The 21,499-nt window shown below is 65.2% G+C and carries 19 protein-coding genes; 4 read left to right on the top strand and 15 right to left on the bottom strand.

What is annotated here, in order from left to right:
* Positions 1-5: 5 nt before the first annotated feature.
* Genes SBP01_RS09295 through pgl form a run of 4 tightly spaced genes read left to right on the top strand, consistent with a single transcriptional unit; the run spans position 6 to position 4,973 of the window.
* Positions 6-1,640: a glucose-6-phosphate isomerase gene (locus SBP01_RS09295; protein WP_320538207.1), complete on the top strand. Its 1,635-nt coding sequence runs from the start codon at positions 6-8 to the stop codon at positions 1,638-1,640.
* A gap of 15 nt (positions 1,641-1,655) precedes the next feature.
* Positions 1,656-3,227 carry a glucose-6-phosphate dehydrogenase gene (gene zwf / locus SBP01_RS09290; RefSeq protein ID WP_320538206.1) on the top strand — a complete coding sequence of 524 codons (1,572 nt, stop codon included), beginning with the start codon at positions 1,656-1,658 and terminating at the stop codon, positions 3,225-3,227.
* On the top strand, positions 3,224-4,165 hold the full coding sequence (locus SBP01_RS09285) for a glucose-6-phosphate dehydrogenase assembly protein OpcA (protein WP_320538205.1): 942 nt from the start codon (positions 3,224-3,226) through the stop codon (positions 4,163-4,165). The genes zwf and SBP01_RS09285 overlap by 4 nt, the downstream gene beginning before the upstream one ends.
* A 37-nt stretch (positions 4,166-4,202) precedes the next feature.
* Positions 4,203-4,973: a 6-phosphogluconolactonase gene (pgl, locus tag SBP01_RS09280; protein ID WP_320538316.1), complete on the top strand. Its 771-nt coding sequence runs from the start codon at positions 4,203-4,205 to the stop codon at positions 4,971-4,973.
* Here the strand turns inward: pgl and SBP01_RS09275 are convergent.
* The 15 genes from SBP01_RS09275 to SBP01_RS09205 all read right to left on the bottom strand — a co-directional run bounded on the left by SBP01_RS09275 (position 4,926) and on the right by SBP01_RS09205 (position 21,439).
* Positions 4,926-5,321, bottom strand: coding sequence for an RNA polymerase-binding protein RbpA (locus SBP01_RS09275; protein WP_320538204.1), 396 nt, complete (start codon positions 5,319-5,321; stop codon positions 4,926-4,928). The two genes, pgl and SBP01_RS09275, sit on opposite strands and share 48 nt — an antisense overlap.
* Positions 5,322-5,444: 123 nt before the next feature.
* Positions 5,445-5,702, bottom strand: coding sequence for a preprotein translocase subunit SecG (secG, locus tag SBP01_RS09270; RefSeq protein WP_164199881.1), 258 nt, complete (start codon positions 5,700-5,702; stop codon positions 5,445-5,447).
* A gap of 50 nt (positions 5,703-5,752) precedes the next feature.
* Positions 5,753-6,568: a triose-phosphate isomerase gene (tpiA, locus tag SBP01_RS09265; RefSeq protein WP_320538203.1), complete on the bottom strand. Its 816-nt coding sequence runs from the start codon at positions 6,566-6,568 to the stop codon at positions 5,753-5,755.
* Between the two features lie 85 nt (positions 6,569-6,653).
* A complete protein-coding gene (locus tag SBP01_RS09260) occupies positions 6,654-7,880 on the bottom strand; it encodes a phosphoglycerate kinase (protein ID WP_275215061.1) in 1,227 nt (408 codons plus the stop codon).
* A gap of 10 nt (positions 7,881-7,890) precedes the next feature.
* Positions 7,891-8,901, bottom strand: a complete 1,011-nt coding sequence (gene gap / locus SBP01_RS09255; protein WP_275215062.1) for a type I glyceraldehyde-3-phosphate dehydrogenase — start codon at positions 8,899-8,901, stop codon at positions 7,891-7,893.
* Between the two features lie 263 nt (positions 8,902-9,164).
* On the bottom strand, positions 9,165-9,791 hold the full coding sequence (locus tag SBP01_RS09250) for a superoxide dismutase (protein ID WP_275215063.1): 627 nt from the start codon (positions 9,789-9,791) through the stop codon (positions 9,165-9,167).
* Positions 9,792-9,903: 112 nt separating this feature from the next.
* A complete protein-coding gene (gene whiA, locus SBP01_RS09245) occupies positions 9,904-10,884 on the bottom strand; it encodes a DNA-binding protein WhiA (protein ID WP_275215064.1) in 981 nt (326 codons plus the stop codon).
* 9 nt (positions 10,885-10,893) lie between these two features.
* Complete coding sequence (locus SBP01_RS09240) at positions 10,894-11,913, bottom strand: uridine diphosphate-N-acetylglucosamine-binding protein YvcK (protein WP_320538202.1); 1,020 nt, start codon at positions 11,911-11,913, stop codon at positions 10,894-10,896.
* Positions 11,913-12,836, bottom strand: a complete 924-nt coding sequence (gene rapZ, locus SBP01_RS09235) for an RNase adapter RapZ (RefSeq protein ID WP_275215066.1) — start codon at positions 12,834-12,836, stop codon at positions 11,913-11,915. Before rapZ ends, SBP01_RS09240 begins: the two co-directional genes overlap by 1 nt.
* Before the next feature lie 71 nt (positions 12,837-12,907).
* On the bottom strand, positions 12,908-14,914 hold the full coding sequence (gene uvrC / locus SBP01_RS09230; RefSeq protein ID WP_320538201.1) for an excinuclease ABC subunit UvrC: 2,007 nt from the start codon (positions 14,912-14,914) through the stop codon (positions 12,908-12,910).
* A gap of 19 nt (positions 14,915-14,933) precedes the next feature.
* The gene (locus SBP01_RS09225) at positions 14,934-15,602 is read right to left on the bottom strand and encodes a lysophospholipid acyltransferase family protein (protein ID WP_320538200.1); all 669 of its coding nucleotides are present in this window, start codon (positions 15,600-15,602) and stop codon (positions 14,934-14,936) included.
* Complete coding sequence (locus SBP01_RS09220; protein WP_320538199.1) at positions 15,589-16,302, bottom strand: HAD hydrolase-like protein; 714 nt, start codon at positions 16,300-16,302, stop codon at positions 15,589-15,591. The genes SBP01_RS09225 and SBP01_RS09220 overlap by 14 nt, the downstream gene beginning before the upstream one ends.
* Positions 16,303-16,379: 77 nt before the next feature.
* Positions 16,380-19,307, bottom strand: coding sequence for an excinuclease ABC subunit UvrA (gene uvrA, locus SBP01_RS09215; protein WP_275215070.1), 2,928 nt, complete (start codon positions 19,305-19,307; stop codon positions 16,380-16,382).
* A 45-nt stretch (positions 19,308-19,352) separates the two neighbouring features.
* Positions 19,353-19,733 carry a GntR family transcriptional regulator gene (locus tag SBP01_RS09210; protein ID WP_320538198.1) on the bottom strand — a complete coding sequence of 127 codons (381 nt, stop codon included), beginning with the start codon at positions 19,731-19,733 and terminating at the stop codon, positions 19,353-19,355.
* The gene (locus SBP01_RS09205) at positions 19,730-21,439 is read right to left on the bottom strand and encodes an ABC transporter ATP-binding protein (RefSeq protein WP_320538315.1); all 1,710 of its coding nucleotides are present in this window, start codon (positions 21,437-21,439) and stop codon (positions 19,730-19,732) included. Before SBP01_RS09205 ends, SBP01_RS09210 begins: the two co-directional genes overlap by 4 nt.
* Positions 21,440-21,499: the final 60 nt, after the last annotated feature.

The raw sequence follows: 21,499 nt of genomic DNA, 5'->3' as shown, positions 1-21,499 counted from the left end.
CCACTATGAGCACACTCAGCTACGACGCTACCGGCGCCGCGCAGCAGGCCCTCGAGCAGCACCTTCCCACCCTTGTGGCGGACCGCATTGCTACCCGGATCTTCGCGAAGGACCACACCCTGTGGGGTCCCGACGCCGAGGCCGAGTCCGCTGTCCGCCTCGGCTGGGTGGAGGCGGCCACCGTCTCGCAGGCGTTGGTGCCGGGCATCCTTGAGCTCCGCGATGCCTTGAAGGCCGACGGCGTGACCCGGATCGTGCTGTGCGGGATGGGCGGTTCCTCGCTGGCTCCCGAGGTCATTGCCGGCACCGCCGGCGTCGAGCTGACTGTGCTGGACAGCACGGATCCGGACCAGGTCCGTGCTGCCCTCGCGGACCGGCTGGCCGAAACCGCGATTGTGGTTTCGTCCAAGTCCGGTTCCACCCTGGAGACCGACTCGCAGCGCCGGATCTTCGAGCATGCCTTCACCGAGGCCGGCGTCGATGCGAAGAGCCGGATCATCGTGGTCACCGATCCCGGTTCCCCGCTGGATGCGGCATCACGCGAGGCCGGCTACCGGGCAGTGTTCAATGCGGACCCGAACGTCGGCGGCCGGTACTCGGCCCTGACCGCGTTCGGCCTGGTCCCTTCAGGGCTGGCCGGGGTGGACATCCAGGCCTTCCTGGATGAAGCCGAGGAAGCCGCCGAGGTCCTTAATGACGACGCGCCCGAGAACATTGGTCTGGCTCTCGGGACGGCCCTGGGCGGCACCAGCCCGCTGCGGAACAAGATCGTCATTGCCGAGGACGGGTCCGGGATCGTGGGTTTCGCCGACTGGGCCGAACAGCTCATCGCCGAATCCACGGGCAAGCTCGGCACCGGCGTCCTGCCGGTGGTGGCCGGCCCGAACTCCCCGGAGGTCAGCTCCGGGGCGGACGACGTCCTGGTGGTCCGGCTGGTAGCCGCGGACGCCGACGTCGATCTCGGTGCCAACGAAGTAGCCATCGCCGGGGGCCTGGCCACGCAGATGATGGTGTGGGAGTTCGCCACCGCTGTTGCCGGCCGTCTGCTGGGAATCAACCCGTTCGACCAGCCTGACGTGGAGGCGGCGAAGGTGGCCGCCCGCGGACTGCTTGACGCGCAGCCCGAGCCCACGCCGGCCGCGTTTGTGGACGGTGTTATCGAGGTCCGCGGCGGTGACTGGCTGCGTGGTGCGGCCACGGCGGAGGAAGCCGTGGGTGCGCTCCTGGGCACGCTCGACGACGACAGTTACCTCAGCGTCCAGGCGTACTTTGACCGGCTGGCCTTCGCCGGCCTGGAAGGCATCCGCGACCAGCTCGCCGAGGTCAGCGGCCGCCCTGTCACCTTCGGGTGGGGCCCGCGGTTCCTGCACTCCACCGGCCAGTTCCACAAGGGCGGTCCCGCGATCGGCGTGTTCCTCCAGGTCACGGCGGCCCCCGCGGAAGATCTGGCCATCCCGGAGCGTCCCTTCACGTTCGGGGAACTGATTGCCGCCCAGGCCGCGGGCGACGCCCAGGTTCTGGCCGGACACGGGCGCCCGGTCCTGCGCCTGCACCTCACCGACCGCGCCGCCGGCGTCGCCCAGCTGCAGGAGATCATCGCAGCATTGGCCTCCCGGTCCGCATCCGTTACCGACAGCTAAGGTTCCACAGCAACCATGCCAGAAACTGAACACGGCAGAACATCCGGGCTGCGATCCGGAAAGTCCGGGCGTAATCCGTTGCGGGATCCGCGGGATCGCCGGTTGAACCGGATTGCGGGTCCGTCCTCGTTGGTCCTTTTTGGGGTGACGGGTGATTTGGCCCGGAAGAAGCTGATGCCGGCGGTGTATGACCTGGCGAACCGGGGGTTGTTGCCGCCGAGTTTCGCGTTGGTGGGGTTCGGCCGGCGGTCCTGGTCCCATGCGGAGTTCGCCGCGCAGGTGGAGGAGTCCGTCCGGGCTCATGCCCGGACCCCGTTTGATGAAGCGGTCTGGAACCAGCTCGCCGAGGGGGTGCGTTTTGTCCAGGGCGAGTTCGACGATGATTACGCGTTCGAGCGTTTGGGTGAGACGATCGCGGAACTGGATGAGGTCCGCGGAACGCGGGGGAACCACGCGTTTTATCTTTCGATCCCGCCGAAGGCGTTCGAGCAGGTCTGCCGGCAACTGTCCAAGCACGGCCTCGCGCAGGCCGACGGGCAGAAGTGGCGCCGGGTGGTGATCGAGAAGCCGTTCGGTCATGACCTGGAGTCGGCCCGGGCCCTGAATGACATTGTCGAGTCGGTGTTCCCGCCGGACGCGGTGTTCCGGATCGATCATTACCTGGGCAAGGAAACGGTGCAGAACATCCTGGCGCTGCGGTTCGCGAACCAGTTGTTCGAACCGTTGTGGAACGCGAATTACGTGGACCATGTCCAGATCACCATGGCCGAGGACATCGGCACGGGCGGCCGGGCGGGGTATTACGACGGGGTCGGCGCGGCCCGGGACGTGATCCAGAACCACCTCCTGCAGTTGCTGGCACTGACCGCGATGGAGGAACCGATCTCGTTCAACGCCGATGATTTGCGGGCCGAGAAGGAAAAGGTCCTCGCCGCGGTCAAGCTCCCGGAGGATTTATCCGCGCACTCCGCGCGGGGGCAGTTCGCCGGCGGCTGGCAGGGCGGGGAACAGGTCCAGGGCTACCTGGAAGAAGAAGGCATCCCGGCGGATTCGACGACCGAGACGTACGCGGCGATCCGGGTGGATATCCATACCCGCCGCTGGGCCGGGGTCCCGTTCTACCTGCGCGCGGGCAAACGCCTGGGCCGGCGGGTGACCGAGATCGCGGTGGTGTTCAAACGCGCCCCGAACCTGCTCTTCCGCGATCACGGCGAGGATGACTTCGGGCAGAATGCCGTGGTCATCCGGGTCCAGCCCGATGAGGGGGCCACGATCCGGTTCGGGTCCAAGGTCCCGGGCACCCAGATGGAAGTCCGGGACGTGACCATGGACTTCGGCTACGGGCACTCGTTCACCGAGTCCTCCCCGGAGGCCTATGAGCGGCTGATCCTGGACGTGCTGTTGGGTGAGCCGCCGCTGTTCCCGCGGCATGAGGAAGTGGAACTGTCCTGGAAGATCCTGGACCCGTTCGAAGATTACTGGGCCGGGCTGAAGGAACAGCCTGAACCCTACGCCCCCGGGTCCTGGGGACCCGCCAGCGCGGATGAGCTGCTGGCCCGTGACGGACGAACCTGGAGAAGGCCATGATCGTTGACCTGCCGGACACCACCACCTCGAAGGTTTCCAAAAAGCTGATGTCCCTGCGCGAGCAGGGCGGGGTGATCGCCCTGGGCCGGGTCCTGACCCTGGTGGTAGTGACCCGGTCCGGGCTCGAGGAAGAAGCGATCGAGGCCGCGAACGAAGCCAGCCGGGAACACCCCTGCCGGATCATCGTGCTCGCCGACGCCGGCGAGCACGCCCCGAACCGGCTCGACGCCCAGATCCGGGTCGGCGGGGACGCCGGCGCCTCGGAAGTGATCGTGCTCCGCGGCTACGGGGAACTCGCGCACGAATCCGAATCCCTCGTCGCGGCCCTGCTGCTCCCGGACGCCCCGATCGTGGCCTGGTGGCCGCACGGCGCACCGGAAAACGCCTGCGAAACCTCCGTGGGACGCATCGCGCACCGCCGGATCACCGACTCCGCGAACGAACCGGACCCCCAAAAAGCGCTCGAGAACATCCGGGCCACCTACCAGGCCGGCGACACCGACCTCGCCTGGACCCGGCTCACGAACTGGCGGATCCAGCTCGCCGCCGTCCTGGACCAGACCGATTCCTCCCCCGTCACCGCCGTCGCGGTCGAAGGCGCCTCCGACTCACCCTCCACGATCCTGCTCGCCGCCTGGCTGACCCTGGCCCTGGACGCACCCGTGACCATCGTGGCGGACCCCGCCGGAACCGGCATCCGCCGCGTCCGGCTCACCCGCCGCAGCGGCGACGTCCAGCTCTACCGCCCCGGGACCACCATCGCCGAACTCACCCAACCCGGCCAACCCGCCCAACGCATCTCCCTGCCCCGCCGCAGCCTCAAAGACTGCCTCGCCGAAGAACTCCGCCGCCTCGACCCCGACGAAGTCTTCGGCGAAGTGATTACTATTGGACTTCCACGTACCAATCTAAGGAGCGTCCGGCCCAGTGAGCGTTGAGCCTAGAGTAAGCATCCACCCTGATTCGTCCGTCCTGATGGCGGCCATAGCGGCTCGCCTGATCACCAAGCTGGTGGATGTCCAGGACAAGTACGGTGAGGCCACAGTGGTGCTCACCGGCGGCACGGTGGGGATCGGTACGCTGAAGGCCGTGGCGGACTCACCGGCGGCGCCTGCGGTGGACTGGTCGAAGGTCAATTTTTGGTGGGGTGATGAGCGGTTTGTTGCCGCGGATGATCCGGACCGCAACACCAAGCAGGCCTTTGATGCGCTGCTCGCGCATATCCCGGTTGATCCGGCGAGGATCAACCAGCCCGCATCCACCGATGACTTTGACACTCCCGAGGAAGCAGCCGAGGATTACGCCCGCCGCCTGCGCGAAGCTGCCGCGGCCGAACACGCGGCGGACATGTCAGATGACCGGCCCGAGGAACCGGGGCAGCTCCCCCGGCTTGATGTGGTGTTGTTGGGTGTTGGCCCGGACGCCCACGTGGCCTCGTTGTTCCCCGAGCAGGGCGGAATCCGGGAAAAGGAACGGACCGTCGTGGGCGTTCGCAACTCCCCGAAGCCGCCACCCGAGCGGATTTCCCTTACCCTGCCGGCCATTAACACAGCCGCCGAAGTCTGGATGGTTGTGGCCGGCGAGGACAAAGCCGGAGCCGTTGGCCTCGCGTTGGCGGGTGCCAACCCGGTGCAGGTTCCCGCGGCAGGTCCCCGCGGCACGTCCCGCACGCTCTGGCTTATCGACGAAAACGCCGCCTCAAGGGTCCCTCAGCAACTCGTCCGGAAGGACGCCGCGGGCGCGTAGCTTTTCAAGTGCTCCAGCCAGGACCGCTTCGGCGTCCTGGCTGGAGCGCCGCTCTTTAACGTATTCGAGATGGCTCTTATAGCCTTCTTCGGCCTGCTCATCGTGAGCAGGTTCCCGGCCCTCGCGTGAGGCCAGGGCACCGCACCGCCGGCAGTCCCAACTGGACGGGATCTGTTCATCCGGCAGCCGCAGAAAAACGAGTTGTGTCTCATGGCCCTTGGCGCACCAGTAACTGACCTGGATCCGGGGCAGCCTTTCGCCTGAGGTGGTTTCGGACTGGTTCTTGGGACCGGTACCTTCTGTGACACCCACGCGGGTGCCGCGGAACACTGACGCACTATGGACCATCGAAACTCCTGGCTGCTTAAACGACGCTGTTTAAACGAAACTGTGGCTGTTGGAAGCCAACAGCCACAGTCTAGTTCGGAGATCCCCGTGGCGGCAGTGCCGCACCACGATCCGTTGGAAGTTCTAGGAGTCGCCGGCCCCGCTGAAGCGCATCAGCAGGCCAAGGGCAATGATCACAACGCCCCATGTGACACCCAGGACGACGGTGAACCTGTTGAGGTTCCGCTCCGCAACGCCCGATGAGCTCAGGCCGGAACTCATACCGCCGCCGAACATGTCCGACAGGCCACCGCCCCGTCCCTTGTGAAGCAGGATAAGCAGTGTCAGCAGAAGGCTGGTGATGCCCAGGAGAATCTGCAGAATGACATGAAGAACGTCCACGACGGCCTTTCAGAAGATTGGATTTACGGGAGCCTGGTGCTGCAGAGGAACTACTCTGTCAGCAAGTGACTCTCGAACCTGACAATATTAGCAAACTCCGCAGGGTCCAGGCTGGCCCCGCCCACCAACACGCCGTCCACGTCGCGCTCGTTCAGGATCGCGGCAACGTTGTTTGCCTTGACCGAACCGCCGTAGAGCAGCCGGATCTTCCCCGCAACGTCATCGCCGAAGATGGTGGCCAGTTCGGCGCGGATGGCCGCGCACATTTCCTGGGCGTCTTCCGGTCCCGCAACTTCCCCGGTGCCGATAGCCCAGACGGGCTCGTAGGCCACGACAAGATCAGCCGCCTGTTCGTTGGTCAGACCGGCAACATCGGCCCGCAGCTGGGTCAGGGTGTGCTCGACGTGGGTACCGGCCTGCCGGACCTCCAAGCCTTCACCGACGCACAGCACCGGAGTGACGCCGTGCTTGTACGCCGCCTTGACCTTCGCGTTCAGGACCTCGTCCGACTCGTTGTGGACGGTGCGGCGTTCGCTGTGGCCCACCAGCACGTAGCGGCAGCCCAGCTTGTTCAGGAACTGGCCGGAGATATCGCCGGTGTAGGCGCCGGAATCGAACTGGGACAGGTCCTGCCCACCGTAGGCGATCTGCAGTTCGTCTCCCTGGACCAGGGTCTGCACCCCGCGAAGATCGGTGAACGGCGGGAACACCGCAACCTCCACCCGGTTGTAGTCGTGCTTGGCGTCGGACAGAGTCCAGGCCAGCTTCTGCAGGAGGGTGATGCCCTGGACGTGGTCCATGTTCATTTTCCAGTTGCCCGCGATGAGGGGCTTACGGTCAAAAGCGCCGTTCGTTGACGTTGTCACATGTTCTCCAAAAGTCTTGATAAGTGTGCGGCCGGCAGGGTGCACGCGGCACCCTGCCGGCCGGAGGACTTGGCAGCCCGGCTTCTTAGCGGTCCAGGACGCTCAGTCCCGGCAGTTCCTTGCCTTCAAGATATTCCAGGCTGGCGCCGCCGCCAGTGGAAATGTGGCCGAACTGGTCATCAGCAAAGCCCAAGGTTCGGACGGCCGCTGCGGAGTCGCCGCCGCCAACAACCGTGAACGCATCCGTCTCGGTCAGCGCCTGGGCGATGGCCCGGGTACCGGCAGCGAAAGCGGCGAACTCGAAGACACCCATGGGCCCGTTCCAGAAGACCGTCTTTGCGCTCTTGATCCGCGCTGCGAAGGCTGCTGCCGAGTCCGGGCCGATGTCCAGCCCGATGCCCTGTGCTCCGAAGCTGCTTCCCTCGATACCGTCTGCGGGGACCGTCTCATGCTCGGCGTCAGCGGCGAATTTGCTTGCCACCACAACATCCGTCGGCACAATGAACTCCGTGCCGGCATCGGCCGCCCGCTTGAGGTAGTCCTTGACCACCGGGATCTGGTCCTCCTCGAGGAGACTGCCGGCCACAGCGTGGCCCTCCGCTGCGAGGAACGTGAACAGCATGCCGCCGCCCACCAGAATGGTGTCTGCCTTGCCGATGAGGTTGTCGATGACGGCCAGCTTGTCGGACACCTTGGAGCCGCCGAGTACCACGACGTAAGGCCGCTGCGTGTCAGCCGTCAGCTTCCGCAGGACCTCCACCTCGGTGTGTACGAGGTCGCCCTGGTAGGACGGCAAGCGGGTGGCGACATCGTAGACGCTGGCGTGCTTGCGGTGCACTGCGCCGAAGGCGTCGTCAACGTACGCGCCGTTGTCTCCGGTCAGGGCCACGAGCTCATCTGCGAAGGCGCCGCGTTCGGCGTCGTCCTTGCTGGTTTCGCGGGCGTCGAACCGGACGTTCTCCAGGACAAGCACCTGGCCGTCCGTCAGGCCGGCGGCCAACTCTTTGGCGGAACTGCCCACTGTGTCACCGGCGAGGGTGACACTGAACGGCGCGAGCTCCGCCAGCCGCGCCACGGCAGGCTTGAGGGAGTATTTGTCGTCCGGAGCGCCCTTGGGGCGTCCGAGATGGGCTGTAACCAGCACGCGGGCACCGGCGTCCGTGAGCTTCGTCAGCACTGGCAGTGAGGCCTTGATGCGGCCGTCGTCAGTCACTGTAGAGCCGTCGAGCGGCACATTCAGGTCACTTCGAACCAGAATGTACCGCCCGCGGACACCTTCAGCGATCAGTTCGTTGAGGGTGTGGAATGTCATGTGTCTAACCCTAGCCCAGCTTGGCTGCGACAAGCTCCGTCAGGTCCACGAGGCGGTTGGAGTAGCCCCATTCGTTGTCATACCAGGAAACAACCTTGACCTGGTTGCCGATGACCTTGGTCAAACCGGAGTCAAAGATGGACGACGCCGGGTCCCCCACAATATCGGAGGAGACGATGGGCTCATCCGTATAGGTGAGGAAGCCCTGGAGCGCCTCGGATTCGGAAGCCTTCTTCAGTGCGGCGTTAACTTCCTCGACGGTGGTCTCGCGGGAGACGGTGACGGTGAGGTCGGTAGCGGAGCCGGTGGGGACCGGGACGCGGATGGCGTAGCCGTCCAGCTTGCCCTTGAGTTCCGGCAGGACCAGGCCGATTGCCTTGGCAGCACCCGTGGAGGTGGGGACCATGTTGATCGCGGCGGCGCGGGCGCGGCGGAGGTCCTTGTGCGGCCCGTCCTGGAGGTTCTGGTCAGCGGTGTAGGCGTGGATGGTGGTCATCAGGCCACGCTCGATGCCGAACTCGTCGTTGACCACCTTGGCCAGCGGGCCCAGGCAGTTGGTGGTGCATGAAGCGTTGGAGATGATGTGGTGCGCGGCGGAGTCGTACAGGTTGTCATTGACTCCCATCACGATGGTGATGTCCTCATCCGAGGCGGGGGCGGAGATCAGGACCTTCTTGGCGCCGGCGTCGATGTGCTTCTGCGCGTCCGCTGCCTTGGTGAAGAAACCCGTGGACTCGATGACGATGTCCACCCCGAGTTCGCCCCAGGGAAGCTTTGCCGGATCACGCTCGGCGAGGACCTTGACCACATTGCCGTTAACGACGATGTTGCCGTCCTTGACCTCGATGGTTTCCTTCAGGCGGCCGCCGACCGAGTCGTACTTGAACAGGTGTGCCAGCGCCTCGGGGCTGGTGAGGTCGTTGACTGCCACGATCTCGAGGTCCGCGCCCTGTGCGAGTGCTGCGCGGAAGTAATTGCGGCCGATGCGGCCGAAGCCGTTGATACCAATACGGGTCGTCACTTTTTCAGTCTCCTTGGTGCTTGATAAAGCACAACTAGTTGAGCGGGCGTTGAAGCCAACTAACAGATCCCGCACGCCATTGGGCAGAGATAATTAACAGAACGGAGGGCGACCAGCCACGTTGCTGAAGGCTGACCGCCTTCCGTGATCCATCTTACGTTTAAGTGGGTCCGCCCCCGCAAGTGCGGGGGCGGACCTTCCACAATCCAGCCAAAATCACGCCGAAATGTGAAGTTTGTTACAGGCGCATGTGCGCGGCGTCACTACGGCAGGGTGATGAGGCCCGTGGCGTTGGTGCGTGCGGCCTCGAAGCGCTTGGCGACGTCGGCCCAGTTAACGATGTTCCAGAAAGCCTTGACGTAGTCGGCCTTGACGTTGACGTAGTCCAGGTAGAAGGCGTGCTCCCACATGTCCAGCATCAGCAGCGGCGTGGTGCCGAGCGCCACGTTGCCCTGCTGGTCATAGAGCTGTTCGATGACCAGGTTGCCGCCGATGGGCTCGTAGGCCAGGAAGCCCCACCCGGATCCCTGCAGGCCAAGGGCTGCTGCGGAGAACTGGGCGCGGAAGGCGTCAAAGGAGCCGAAGGCGTCGTCGATGGCAGCGGCCAGCTCGCCCTCAGGCTTGTCGCCGCCGTCCGGGGAGAGGTTCTTCCAGAACACGGAGTGGTTCACGTGGCCACCGGTGTGGAACGCCAGATCCTTGGAAAGGCGGTTGATATTGGCGAAGTCGCCCTTGTCGCGTGCTTCGGCCAGCTGCTTCAGCGCATTGTTGGCGCCCGCAACGTAGGTTGCATGGTGCTTGCTGTGGTGAAGCTCCATGATGCGCGCCGAAATGTGCGGCTCCAGGGCAGCGTAGTCGTAGTCAAGTTCGGGCAGTACGTACTCGGTCACAAAATCCTCCAATATCGTGGACGGGTTCGTCCGGTTTTCTAACTCTCGGATTGTGCATCCGGATGACGGGCATCCGGAAGATTATGGTGAACGCTCTGATTCTAGGGTGCTGTTACTCGTCCAGCATTTCAGGCGTCACATTGGCATCCGTGCCGGGGATGCCGAGGTCGATGGCGCGTTTGTCCGCCATGGCAAGCAGCCGGCGGATCCGGCCGGCGATGGCATCCTTGGTCATCACCGGATCAGCCAGCCGCCCCAGCTCATCCAGGCTGGCCTGTTTGTGGGCCACGCGGAGTTCGCCGGCGTATTTGAGGTGGTCCGGGACGTCGTCGCCGAGGATCTCCAGGGCCCGGTCCACCCGGGCGCCGGCAGCCACCGCCGCCTGGGCGGAGCGGCGCAGGTTCGCGTCATCGAAGTTGGCGAGCCGGTTGGCGGTGGCGCGGACCTCCTTGCGCATCCGGCGCTCCTCCCAGACCATGAGGGCGTCGTGGGCACCCATCCGGGTCAGCAGGGCGGCGATGGTGTCGCCGTCGCGGATGACGACGCGGTCCACGCCGCGGACTTCGCGCGCCTTGGCCTGGATCCCGAGGCGGCGGGCGGCGCCGACCAGGGCCAGCGCTGACTCGGGGCCGGGGCAGGTGACTTCCATGGACGACGAACGGCCGGGCTCGGTGAGGGACCCGTGGGCCAGGAAGGCGCCACGCCACACGGCTTCGGCATCCGCGGCGGAACCGTTGACCACCGCTGATGGCAGGCCGCGCACCGGACGCCCGCGGCCGTCCAGGAGCCCGGTCTGCCGCGCCAGCGACTCACCGTCCCGGACGACCCGCACCACGTAGCGGCTGCCGCGGCGCAGGCCGCCGGCGGACACCACAATTATTTCGCTCTGGTGGCCGTATACCTCCGCGATTGCTGCGCGCAGGCGGCGGGCGGTGGATGCGAGGTCAACTTCCGCCTCGATCACGATGCGTCCGGAGATGATGTGCAGACCGCCGGCGAACCGGAGCATCGCCGAAACCTCAGCCTTACGCACGGATGACTTTTTGATGTCCAGCCGGGACAGTTCTTCCTTGACCGATGATGTCAGTGCCATGGCACCTTCCTAACTGTTCCCAAAAATGTCGTGGTACGCCGCTGCCAGACGCAGGGGGTCATGGACGGGTCGGCGGCCCGACGCCCCCACTTTACCCAAGACAACCTCGGCGCCGATCATCGCGGCAGCTTTCTCGAACTCCTCCCGGTCCGGCACGGAGGCGGGATCGGCCAGAACGACGTCGATGCTGAAGTCCGGAGCGTACCGGCGCAGGGCGTGGAGGTGATCGGCCGCCGTCATGCCCGAAGTCTCTTTGGTGTCCGTGGCCAGGTTCATGGTCAGGCAGCGTTTGGCGGCCGTCGCGCTGAGGGCGTCGCGCATCTCGGGGAGCAGCAGATGCGGGAGCACGGAGGTGTACCAGGAGCCTGGCCCGAGGATGACCCAGTCCGCCAGTTCGATCGCCGTCAGAGCCTCCGTGCAGGCACGGGCATCTTCGGGCAGGAGCCTGACGTGCTCGAGTGAACCGGCCACGGCGCAGCGCGCCTGGCCGCGGACCGTCCGGAGGACCGATTCGCCGTCGGGCGCGGTGACACGGATGTCGCCCTCGATGGTGAGCGGCACGGTGGACATGGGCAGGACCTGGCCCCGCGCCCCCAGCAGCGCACCGGCCCACTTCAGGCCCGCCACGGCGTCGCCGAGCAGTTCCCAGAGCGTCACAATGAGAAGGTTTCCGGTGGCATGGTCATCCAGGGACCCGCCGTTGCCCTTCCCGGGCCGGAAACGGTGCTGCATCACGTCACGCCAGGTCCGGCCCCAGTCGGTGTCGTCACACAGCGCGGAGAGCGCCATGCGCAGGTCGCCGGGCGGGAGGACGCCGTACTCTTCGCGCAGACGCCCGGAGGACCCGCCGTCGTCCGCCACTGTGACGATGGCGGTCAGCTCGGTGGTGAGCAGGCGCAAGGCTGACAGCGAAGCTGACAGGCCGTGACCGCCGCCGAGCGCCACCACGTTGGGGCCCTTGTCCTGCTGGGCGCCTGCCGTCCCGCTGGTGAGCGGTATCAGCGGCAGCGGCCCGGTAAGCATCCCCATTACTCGCGGCCCAGGTCCCGGTGTGTGGTGGTGACGGTGACACGGGGATACTGCGCGAGTTTCTTGGACAGCTCGACGGCGACCGCCACCGAGCGGTGTTTGCCGCCGGTGCAGCCCACGGCGATGGTGGCGTAGTGCTTGTTTTCGCGCCGGTACCCGTCCAGCACCGGCTCGAGCGCCAGCACGTAGCGGTCCACGAAATTCTTGACGCCCTCGGCTTCGAGGACGTAATCGCTGACGTCCTTGTCCAGCCCGGTGTGGGGGCGCAGCTGGGGTACCCAGTGCGGGTTGGGGATGAACCGGACGTCGGCAACGTAGTTGGCATCAACCGGCAGCCCGTATTTGAAGCCGAAGCTCATGACGTTGAGCCGCAGCGCCACCGGCCCCGTCTCGCTGAAGAGTTCGGTAACGGCGGTGGCCAGGCCGTGGACGTTGTAGTCAGAGGTATCCAGAACGACGTCGGAGCTGTCGCGCAGTTCCTTCAGCACCTCACGCTCGGCTGCTATTCCGTCGAGGATGCGGCCGCCCTCCTGCAAGGGATGCGGCCTGCGGCCCTGCTCGAAGCGGCGGACCAGGACGTCGTCATTGGCGTCCAGGAACAGCACCCGGAACGTGACCCCGCTGGCGGCGAGGGCACCCAGGGTGGCCCGCATGTCAGCGAAGAGGCCCTTGCTGCGCACATCCATCACCACGGCCAGGCGGGGAATGGACTGTGGCGCGTGGGAGACCAGTTCGGCGAGGGTGCCAAGCATTTGCGGCGGAAGGTTCTCCACGACGTACCAGCCATGGTCCTCCAGAGCGTCCGCGGCGGTGCTGCGGCCGGCCCCGGACATACCGGTGACCACCAGCAGCTCCGCTTCGACGGGTTTGATCGGCGTCATGCCGTCCTGCCCCGTCCCGGATTCCGCCGTCGAGTCTGTCATTCGCCCTGCCCCGTTCCTGTCAAGATCCAGCAGGCAACCGCGTCGGCGGAAACCTGCGCTCCTTACCCTACCTAGGTTTCAATGATTTCGCCGGTGGTCATGTTGATGGCCGGAACCGTCTCACCGGCCGCGTCCTCGCTGCTGAAGTGGCTCACGATGGCATTGGCCAGTGACGGGCCGATGCCTTTGGCCGCCGTCAGCTCCTCCGCTGTGGCCGCCTTCACGCCCTTAATGGAGCCAAAGTGGGCTACCAGGGCCTTGCGCTTGGACTCCCCCAGGCCCGGCACCCCGTCCAACGCGGACAGGGTCATCGCCTTGCCGCGCTTCTGCCGGTGGAAGGTGATGGCGAAGCGGTGCGCTTCGTCGCGGATCCGTTGGAGCAGGTACAGGCCCTGGGACGTTCTGGGCAGGATCACCGGGAAGTCACTGTCCGGAAGCCAGACCTCCTCCAGCCGCTTGGCCAGGCCCACCACGTACACGTCGTCGATGCCCAGCTCCGCCAGCGCCCGGGCCGCGGCATTCACCTGGGGCTGGCCGCCGTCCACCACCACGAGGTTGGGAGGGTAGGCGAACTTGGCCCGGGGTGCCGCTGTGGTGGTGTCCAGGACGGCGGCGTCCCCTGCCGCATCCAGTGCCGCCTGGTGACCGGTGAGTGCCGCGGCCTCGACCTGCGCCGTTTTGTCCTCCACGTAATAGCGGAACCGCCGGGTCAGGACGTCGTGCATGGCGGCCGTGTCGTCGGACGCCGCCGCCCCGGTGACAGAGAATTTGCGGTAGTCGGACTTTTTGGGCAGGCCGTCCTCGACCACCACCATGGAGGCCACCACGTTGGTTCCCTGCACGTGGGAGACGTCATAGCACTCAATGCGCAGCAGCGGCACCGGCAGGTCCAGGGCCTCCTGCAGCTCCTGGAGTGCCTGGGAACGGACTGTCAGGTCACCCGCCCGCCGGGTCTTGTGCAGTTTCAGCGCATGCTCGGCATTCTCGCGCACGGTGGACATCAGCGCGGCCTTGTCCCCGCGCTGCGGCACCCTGATGTCCACCTTCGCGCCCCGGAGACCGCCCAGCCATTCGGTCAGTTCTTCCGCATTGCTGGGCGCCACGGGGACAAGGACTTCGCGCGGCAGCCGGCCGTGGCTGTCGCTGTCCTCGCCGTAAACCTGCTGGAGCAGGTGCTCCACCAGGTCGGGAGTGGTGGAGTCTTCCACTTTCTCCACCACCCAGCCCCGCTGGCCGCGGACCCTGCCGCCCCGGACGTGGAAGACCTGGACCGCGGCCTCGAGTTCGTCCTCGTGCAGGGCAAAAATATCGGCGTCGGTGTCTTCGGCGAGCACCACGGCGTTGCGTTCAAAGACTTTCCGCAAGGCCGAGATGTCATCCCGGAGCCGGGCCGCCCGCTCGTAGTCGAGCGTGGACACCGCCTCGGCCATCTGCTTTTCGAGCTTGGAGATGAACCGCTTGGCTTCCCCGCCCATAAAGGCGCAGAAGTCCTCGGCCAGGACGCGGTGTTCCTCCGGCGTCACCCGTCCGACGCAGGGGGCCGAGCATTTGTCGATGTAGCCCAGGAGGCAGGGACGGCCACTGGCCTGCGCCCGCTTGAACACCCCTGCGCTGCAGCTGCGGACCGGGAAGACCCGCAGGAGCGTGTCCATGGTTTCCCGGATGGCTCCGGCGGTATAGGGACCGAAGTACCGGGTACCCTTGCGCCGGTCCCCGCGCATGACCTGCACCCGGGGGAACTTCTCGCTCATGGTCAGGGCGAGGTAGGGGTACGTCTTGTCGTCGCGGAACACGACGTTGAAGCGGGGCTTGAATTCCTTGATCCAGGTGTATTCAAGCTGCAGGGATTCCAGTTCGCTGCCCACCACGGTCCACTCCACACTGCTGGCCGCGTGGACCATGGCATGGGTTTTGGGCAGCAGTCCTGCCGGGTTCGCGAAATAGGAGTTCAGGCGGGAACGAAGGTTCTTGGCCTTGCCGACGTAAATAACCCGGCCATGCGGATCGCGGAACCGGTATACCCCGGGGTTGGTGGGAATTTCACCCGTCTGGGGCCTGTATGTTGCTGGATCTGCCACTACTTAAGTCTACTGATCCTTAGTCCGTCGCCTTGCTCTGGTTGTAGCTGCTGGAACGCTCCTGGCCGCTGAGTTCGGCGATGGCGTCCATGATCCGGTCCGTCACCTGCCGGCGTGCGGGCAGGGAGTGGTCCGGGCCGGTCTTCTCGAAGTACAGCGGTTCACCGACTTTCATGATGAAGTGATGCGGCTTAAACCCCTTCTCGCCTGCCGGCTGCAGGTTTTCGGTGCCGATCAGCCCAACGGGGATCACGGGAGCCCCCGTTGCCAGCGCAAGCCAGCCCACACCCGTCCGCCCGCGGTAGAGGATGCCGTCCCGTGAGCGGGTGCCTTCAGGGTAAATGCCGATTCCCTTGCCCGCCTCGAGGATGTCCAGGAGGGTTTTGAGCGCCTGCACACTTGCGGCCTGTTCGCCGCGTTCCACGGGAATGGAGCCAACGGACTCGAAGAACGATTTCATGACCTTTCCCTTCACGCCACCGGTCGTGAAGTACTCGGCCTTGGCGAAGAAGGCCACCGGCCGGGGCATCAGTGCCTGGACAATGACACTGTCAAAGAACGAAAGATGGTTGGGGGCCACAATGAACGGCCCCTCCTTGGGAACGTTCTCCAGGCCGACGACGGTGGGCCGGCAGGTGCCCGCGACAAGACCGCGGAATGTCCAGCGGACTGCCTCAAACAACGCCATCGTTGCGCACCTCACTCATCGCGGCAGTGTGGATGGACTCGAGCCGTTCGATGGCCGCGACCATGCCATCCGTATCTTCCACCACGGTGACGGCACCGGCAACCTCCAGTTCGCCGTCGGGCGCAAAGCCCCAACGCACACCGATGCAGTCCAGGCCGTTCGCGATGGCACCGGCAACATCCTGGGCGCGGTCCCCCACCATCACGGCGTGGTGTGTGGACAGGTCAGCCAGGGCAGCGGCGATGATGTCCGCTTTGCCGACCGGGCCCTCGGTGGAGGATTCGTCATCCGAGGATCCCCTGATCGTTTGGAACAGGCCGGCGATGCCGTGGTGCTGCAGCACAATATGTGCCAGCCCTTCGGGTTTCTGCGTTGCGACGGCCACCGGCCTGCCCGCAGCGGCGAACGCCTCCAGCACAGCCTTGATCCCCGGGTAGAGGCGGCTCTGCGAAATGCCCGTTGCCAGGTAGTGCTGCCGGTACAGCCGGATGACGCTGTCCAGCTTGTCCGCCGGAACCATGGCGACGGTGAGCAGCGAATCGCTGAGCTTGGGACCGATCATCGCGGCCAGCAGGTCGGGAGCGGGAACCGGGAGCCCGGAAGCCGCCAGGGCCGCCGCGATGCCGCCGGTTATTCCACCTGCCGGATCGACAAGAGTGCCGTCCAGGTCAAAGATCACGGGCACTGTTGTTTGAGTCACCGGCTTAGTTTCTCACGACACCGTGCATGGCAGAAACTCGCATGCCCGACACGGCATACATCCGGGCGGACGTGGCGTTATGCCAAAATCTCCGCGAGGAACGCCGCCGTGTGGCTGGCGGTGGACTTGGCCACCTGTTCCGGGGTGCCCGTGGCCACCACCTGGCCGCCTCCCGAGCCGCCGTCCGGGCCCAGATCCACAATCCAGTCCGCGCTCTTGATCACGTCCAGGTTGTGTTCGATGGTGATCACCGTGTTTCCCTTGTCCACGAGGCCCTGCAGCACCATCAGAAGTTTCCTGATGTCCTCAAAGTGGAGACCCGTGGTGGGTTCATCCAGGACGTAGATGCTGCGGCCGTTGGAGCGTTTCTGCAGTTCCGCGGCCAGCTTGACCCGCTGGGCTTCGCCGCCGGAAAGCGTGGTGGCCGGCTGTCCCAGCCGGACGTAGCCCAGGCCGACATCCACCAGGGTATTAAGGTGCCGGGCGATGGGCGAGAAGGCAGCGAAGAACTCCGCGCCTTCCTCGATGGGCATGTTCAGGACGTCAGCGATGGTTTTGCCCTTGTAGTGGACCTCCAACGTTTCCCGGTTATACCGCGCGCCATGGCACACTTCGCACGGCACGTAGACGTCCGGGAGGAAGTTCATTTCAATCTTGAGGGTGCCATCGCCCGAACAGGCTTCGCAGCGGCCGCCCTTGACGTTGAATGAGAACCGGCCCGGGAGGTAGCCGCGGACCTTGGCCTCGGTGGTTTCCGCGAACAGCTTCCGGATATTGTCAAAAACGCCGGTGTACGTTGCCGGGTTGGACCGGGGCGTGCGGCCGATGGGGCTTTGGTCCACGTGGACCACCTTGTCCAGGTGTTCCAGGCCCTGGATGCTCTTGTGGCGCCCGGCAACCTGCTTGGCACCGTTGAGCTTGTTGGCCAGCACTTTGTACAGGATCTCGTTGACCAGGGTGGACTTACCGGAGCCACTGACCCCGGTCACCGCCGTAAAGAGCCCCAGCGGGAACGCCGCGTCAACATTGACCAGATTGTTTTCCCGCGCACCGATGACCTTCAGCTCACGCTTCTTGTCGTATTTGCGTCGTTTCTTGGGAACGTCAATCTTTCTGCGGCCGGAGAGGTAATCCCCGGTTAGTGAGTTGGTGTTCTCGAGCAGGTCCTCATACGATCCCGAATGCACGACCTGTCCACCGTGCTCGCCGGCGCCCGGGCCGATGTCCACAATCCAGTCAGCCACGTGGATGGTGTCTTCGTCGTGTTCGACCACGATCAGGGTGTTTCCCATGTCCCGCAGCCGGGTCAGGGTTTCGATGAGCCGGCGGTTGTCCCGCTGGTGGAGGCCGATGGAGGGTTCGTCAAGGACGTACAGCACCCCCACCAGGCCGGAGCCGATCTGCGTTGCGAGCCGGATGCGCTGGGCCTCACCGCCGGACAGCGTAGCCGAAGGCCGCTCGAGATTAAGGTACTCGAGGCCGACGTCGAGCAGGAAGGTCAGCCGGGCCTGGATTTCCTTCAGCACCTGATGGGCGATCTGGGCCTCCCGGCCGGTGAGGACCAGGTTGTTCAGGAAATCCGCGCAGGCCCGCATGGGCATCGCTGCGACGTCGGCAATGGACTTGCCGTTGATCAGCACGGAGAGGGAGGCCGGGTTCAGCCGGGCGCCGTTGCAGGCCGGGCAGGGAATCTGCCGCATGTACTCTTCGTAGCGGTCCCGCGCCCATTCGGAGTCCGTCTCGCCGTGCTTCCGGTGCACATACTGGATGGCCCCTTCAAATCCGGTACTGTACTTCCGTTCGCGTCCGAAACGGTTCTTGTACTGGACCACAACCTTGTGGTCCTTGCCGTGCAGGACGGTTTGACGGACGTCCTTACCCAGCTTCTCCCACGGCGTGTTCATGGAGAAGCCCAGTTCTTTGGCGAGCCCCTCAAGCAGCCGGTTCCAGTATTCAGTGGTGGCCGTACCCAGCGACCAGGGGGCGATGGCGCCTTCAGCGAGCGACAGCTCCGGGTTCGGAACGATCAGTTCCTCATCCACCTCGAGCCGGGTGCCGATTCCACTGCAGGCCGCGCAGGCACCGAACGGATTGTTGAAGGAGAACGAGCGGGGCTCAATCTCATCGATGGCGAGGGGGTGTTCGTTGGGGCAGGCGAGGTTTTCCGAAAACGCGCGCAGCCGGCCGGGAGCGTCCGCCTCCACGTCGACGAATTCGGCCAGTACCCGGCCCTCGGCCAGTCCCAGTGCGGTCTCCACCGAATCGGTGAGGCGCTGGCTGATGCCTTCCTTGACCACCAGCCGGTCAACGACCACTTCGATGGTGTGCTTGAACTGTTTCCCGAGTTTGGGCGGCTCACTGAGCTGAATGAGCTCACCGTCCACCCGTGCCCGGGAGTAGCCCTTCGCGGTCAGCTCCTTGAAGAGGTCGACGAATTCGCCTTTGCGTCCCCGGACTACCGGAGCCAGGACCTGGAAGCGCGTGCCGTCGTCGAGTTCGAGCAGCTGGTCAACGATCTGCTGGGGGGTCTGCCTGGCCACCACCTCGCCGCAGACGGGACAGTGCGGCCGTCCCACGCGCGCCCACAGCAGGCGCATGTAGTCGTATATTTCGGTGATGGTGCCCACTGTTGACCGCGGGTTCTTGCTGGTGGACTTCTGGTCGATGGACACGGCCGGCGAGAGCCCCTCGATGAAGTCGACGTCCGGCTTGTCCACCTGCCCCAGGAACTGGCGTGCGTAGGCCGACAGCGATTCAACGTAGCGCCGCTGGCCCTCGGCAAAGATGGTGTCGAATGCCAGGGAGGACTTTCCGGAGCCGGAGAGCCCCGTGAAAACGATCATGGCGTCGCGGGGCAGGTCCAGGTCAACGTTCCGCAGGTTGTGTTCCCGCGCCCCCTTGACGACAAGGCGGGACAGGTCCGGCCGGGCAGGCGTGGCTCCGCCCGGGGCAATGGAGACGGGAACGGATTCAACTGCTGTTTCTTCAGCTACGGCTTTAGGCACCCACTAATGCTAATCGAAAACTTCTTCGAATATCCACGCGGCGGGTCAGTGGGCGTCGTAGGCGGCGGCCAGGAGCTTGACCGCTTCCGCAAACGTGGCCCCCTGCGCCTTGGCCATCGAAGCGTAGGCGCCTGCGGCAGCGGAAAGCGCATTCGACCGCTCACCACGGGCGCTGATGACGGTGCCGTTCCTGCCTTGGGTGGCGACCACTCCGGCCGCCTCGAGTTCCTTATAGGCGCGGGCCACGGTATGCGGGGCAACGTCAAGTTGTTCCGCCAGCGCACGGACCGCCGGAAGCCTGGTTCCGGGCGGCAGCTCACCGCTGTCCGCCAGCCGGATCACCTGCAGCCGCAACTGCTCAAAGAGTGGCACAGTGCTGGCCTGGTTAGGTGTCCACGTCCCGGGAAACCCTTGGGCTGGACTCATCGGCCTGCCTCCAGTGTTCCGGCCCGGCCGGCAAACTGGGCCTTGTAGAGCCGTGCATAGTGGCCGTTGGCAGCCAACAGGTTTTGGTGCGTACCTTGCTCTGCGATGCGTCCGTGATCCATGACCAAGATTAGATCAGCGTCCCGGACCGTAGACAAACGGTGGGCGATGACAAAACTTGTTTTGCCCCGCCGCAATCTCTGCATGGCCTGGCGGATCAGCACCTCAATGCGTGAATCCACTGAACTTGTGGCCTCGTCAAGGATCAGCACCCCGCGGTCTGCCAGCTGCGCCCGTGCGATGGCGATGAGCTGGCGCTGCCCGTGACTCAGCGGCTCCCCGCCGCTGTCCAGGACGGAGTCGTAGCCGGCCGGCATGGACCGCACGAAGTGGTCCAGGTGGCTGGCCTCCGCCGCAGCAGTCACCTCTGCGTCCGTTGCGCCGGGCCGGCCGTATTCGATGTTCTCCCTGATGGTGCCCGCGAAGAGCCAGGCATCCTGGAGCACCACTCCGAAACCCTCGCGCAGGGTATCCCTGGACATGACGGCAATGTCGGTGCCGCCGATGCTGATCCGGCCCGCGTCAGGTTCGTAAAACCGCATCAGAAGATTCACAACAGTGGTCTTACCGGCCCCGGTATGTCCGACGATAGCCACTGTCTGCCCCGGCTCCACCGTAAACGAGAGGTCCCGGATGACGGGTTCGCCTGCGTAGCCAAAGGTGACGTTGTCAAAAACGATTCGTCCGGCCGGCAGGGCAGCCGGGCCGGATTCCTTTGGCTCGACAGGAATCTCCTCGGCGTCGAGGAGTTCGAAGACCCGGTGCGCCGAAGCCGCGCAGGACTGCATGACGTTCAGCATGCCGCCGATCTGGCTCACCGGTTGCGTGAACAGGCGGCTGAACTGGATAAACGCCAGAATTCCACCAATGGTCATGGCACCAAGGGTGACCTGGAATGCGCCCACCACTGCGACGGCGATGTAGGTCAGGTTGGAAATCAGGATCATCAGGGGCTGAACAAGCCCTGACACGTATTCGGCGAGGGCGGACGCGCGGGTGAGCCGGTCGTTGCTGGCACGGAAGACCTCTGCTGCGCGGTCCTGGTGCCCGAAGGCCATCACCACCTCATGGCCGGTGATGAATTCCTCCACGTGCGCGTTCAGGACCCCGGTTTCGGTCCACTGGCTCGCAAAATGTGCCTGGGATTTGCGTGCCACCATAACCGTTATCACGGTGGACACCGGCACCGAGACCAGGGCAATCAGCGCCAGGAGGGGCGATATCCAGAGCATCATGGCGAAGGCGCCGGACAGCATCAGAACAGAAATGATCAGTTGCGTCAGGACCTGGCTTAGTGACTGGGAAATGTTGTCGATGTCGTTGGTGACCCGGCTCAGGACGTCGCCGCGGGACTTCCCGTGAAAGTAGTTGGAGGGAAGCCTGTGCAGCTTTTCCTCAACGGATGCCCGGAGGCCCTGCATCAGGCCCTGGACTGACCCCGCGGTCAGCTTCCCCTGGATCCAGTTGAAAAGGGAAGCCCCGACGTACATCAACGCGACAACTGCCAGCAGCCGGCCCAGCCGGTCCCGCTCAAACAGGCCGCTGTACACCCCGTCCACTACGATGTCCGTGGCTTCCCCGAGGTAATTCGGGGCGGCCACGTTCAGCCCGGCGAAGCAACACGTGGCTATGACGGCGGCACGCATCCGCCACCGGAAGGGGTGCAGCAGGCTGAGCAGTCGGCGGGCAGCGGGCCAGAACTCCTT

This window comes from Pseudarthrobacter sp. IC2-21 (genome assembly GCF_034048115.1).
In the GTDB taxonomy this organism is placed as follows: domain Bacteria; phylum Actinomycetota; class Actinomycetes; order Actinomycetales; family Micrococcaceae; genus Arthrobacter; species Arthrobacter naphthalenicus.
This window is presented reverse-complemented; position numbering and strand designations above follow the sequence as displayed.

What these genes read in the sequence shown, in the direction of transcription:
- SBP01_RS09295 (WP_320538207.1), top strand. Translation starts at nt 6, where the DNA reads ATGAGCACACTCAGCTACGACGCTACCGGCGCCGCGCAGCAGGCCCTC.
- zwf (WP_320538206.1), top strand. Translation starts at nt 1,656, where the DNA reads ATGCCAGAAACTGAACACGGCAGAACATCCGGGCTGCGATCCGGAAAG.
- SBP01_RS09285 (WP_320538205.1), top strand. Translation starts at nt 3,224, where the DNA reads ATGATCGTTGACCTGCCGGACACCACCACCTCGAAGGTTTCCAAAAAG.
- pgl (WP_320538316.1), top strand. Translation starts at nt 4,203, where the DNA reads ATGGCGGCCATAGCGGCTCGCCTGATCACCAAGCTGGTGGATGTCCAG.
- SBP01_RS09275 (WP_320538204.1), bottom strand. Translation starts at nt 5,321, where the DNA reads ATGGTCCATAGTGCGTCAGTGTTCCGCGGCACCCGCGTGGGTGTCACA.
- SBP01_RS09260 (WP_275215061.1), bottom strand. Translation starts at nt 7,880, where the DNA reads ATGACATTCCACACCCTCAACGAACTGATCGCTGAAGGTGTCCGCGGG.
- whiA (WP_275215064.1), bottom strand. Translation starts at nt 10,884, where the DNA reads ATGGCACTGACATCATCGGTCAAGGAAGAACTGTCCCGGCTGGACATC.
- SBP01_RS09240 (WP_320538202.1), bottom strand. Translation starts at nt 11,913, where the DNA reads ATGGGGATGCTTACCGGGCCGCTGCCGCTGATACCGCTCACCAGCGGG.
- rapZ (WP_275215066.1), bottom strand. Translation starts at nt 12,836, where the DNA reads ATGACAGACTCGACGGCGGAATCCGGGACGGGGCAGGACGGCATGACG.
- SBP01_RS09225 (WP_320538200.1), bottom strand. Translation starts at nt 15,602, where the DNA reads ATGGCGTTGTTTGAGGCAGTCCGCTGGACATTCCGCGGTCTTGTCGCG.
- SBP01_RS09210 (WP_320538198.1), bottom strand. Translation starts at nt 19,733, where the DNA reads ATGAGTCCAGCCCAAGGGTTTCCCGGGACGTGGACACCTAACCAGGCC.
- SBP01_RS09205 (WP_320538315.1), bottom strand. Translation starts at nt 21,439, where the DNA reads ATGCGTGCCGCCGTCATAGCCACGTGTTGCTTCGCCGGGCTGAACGTG.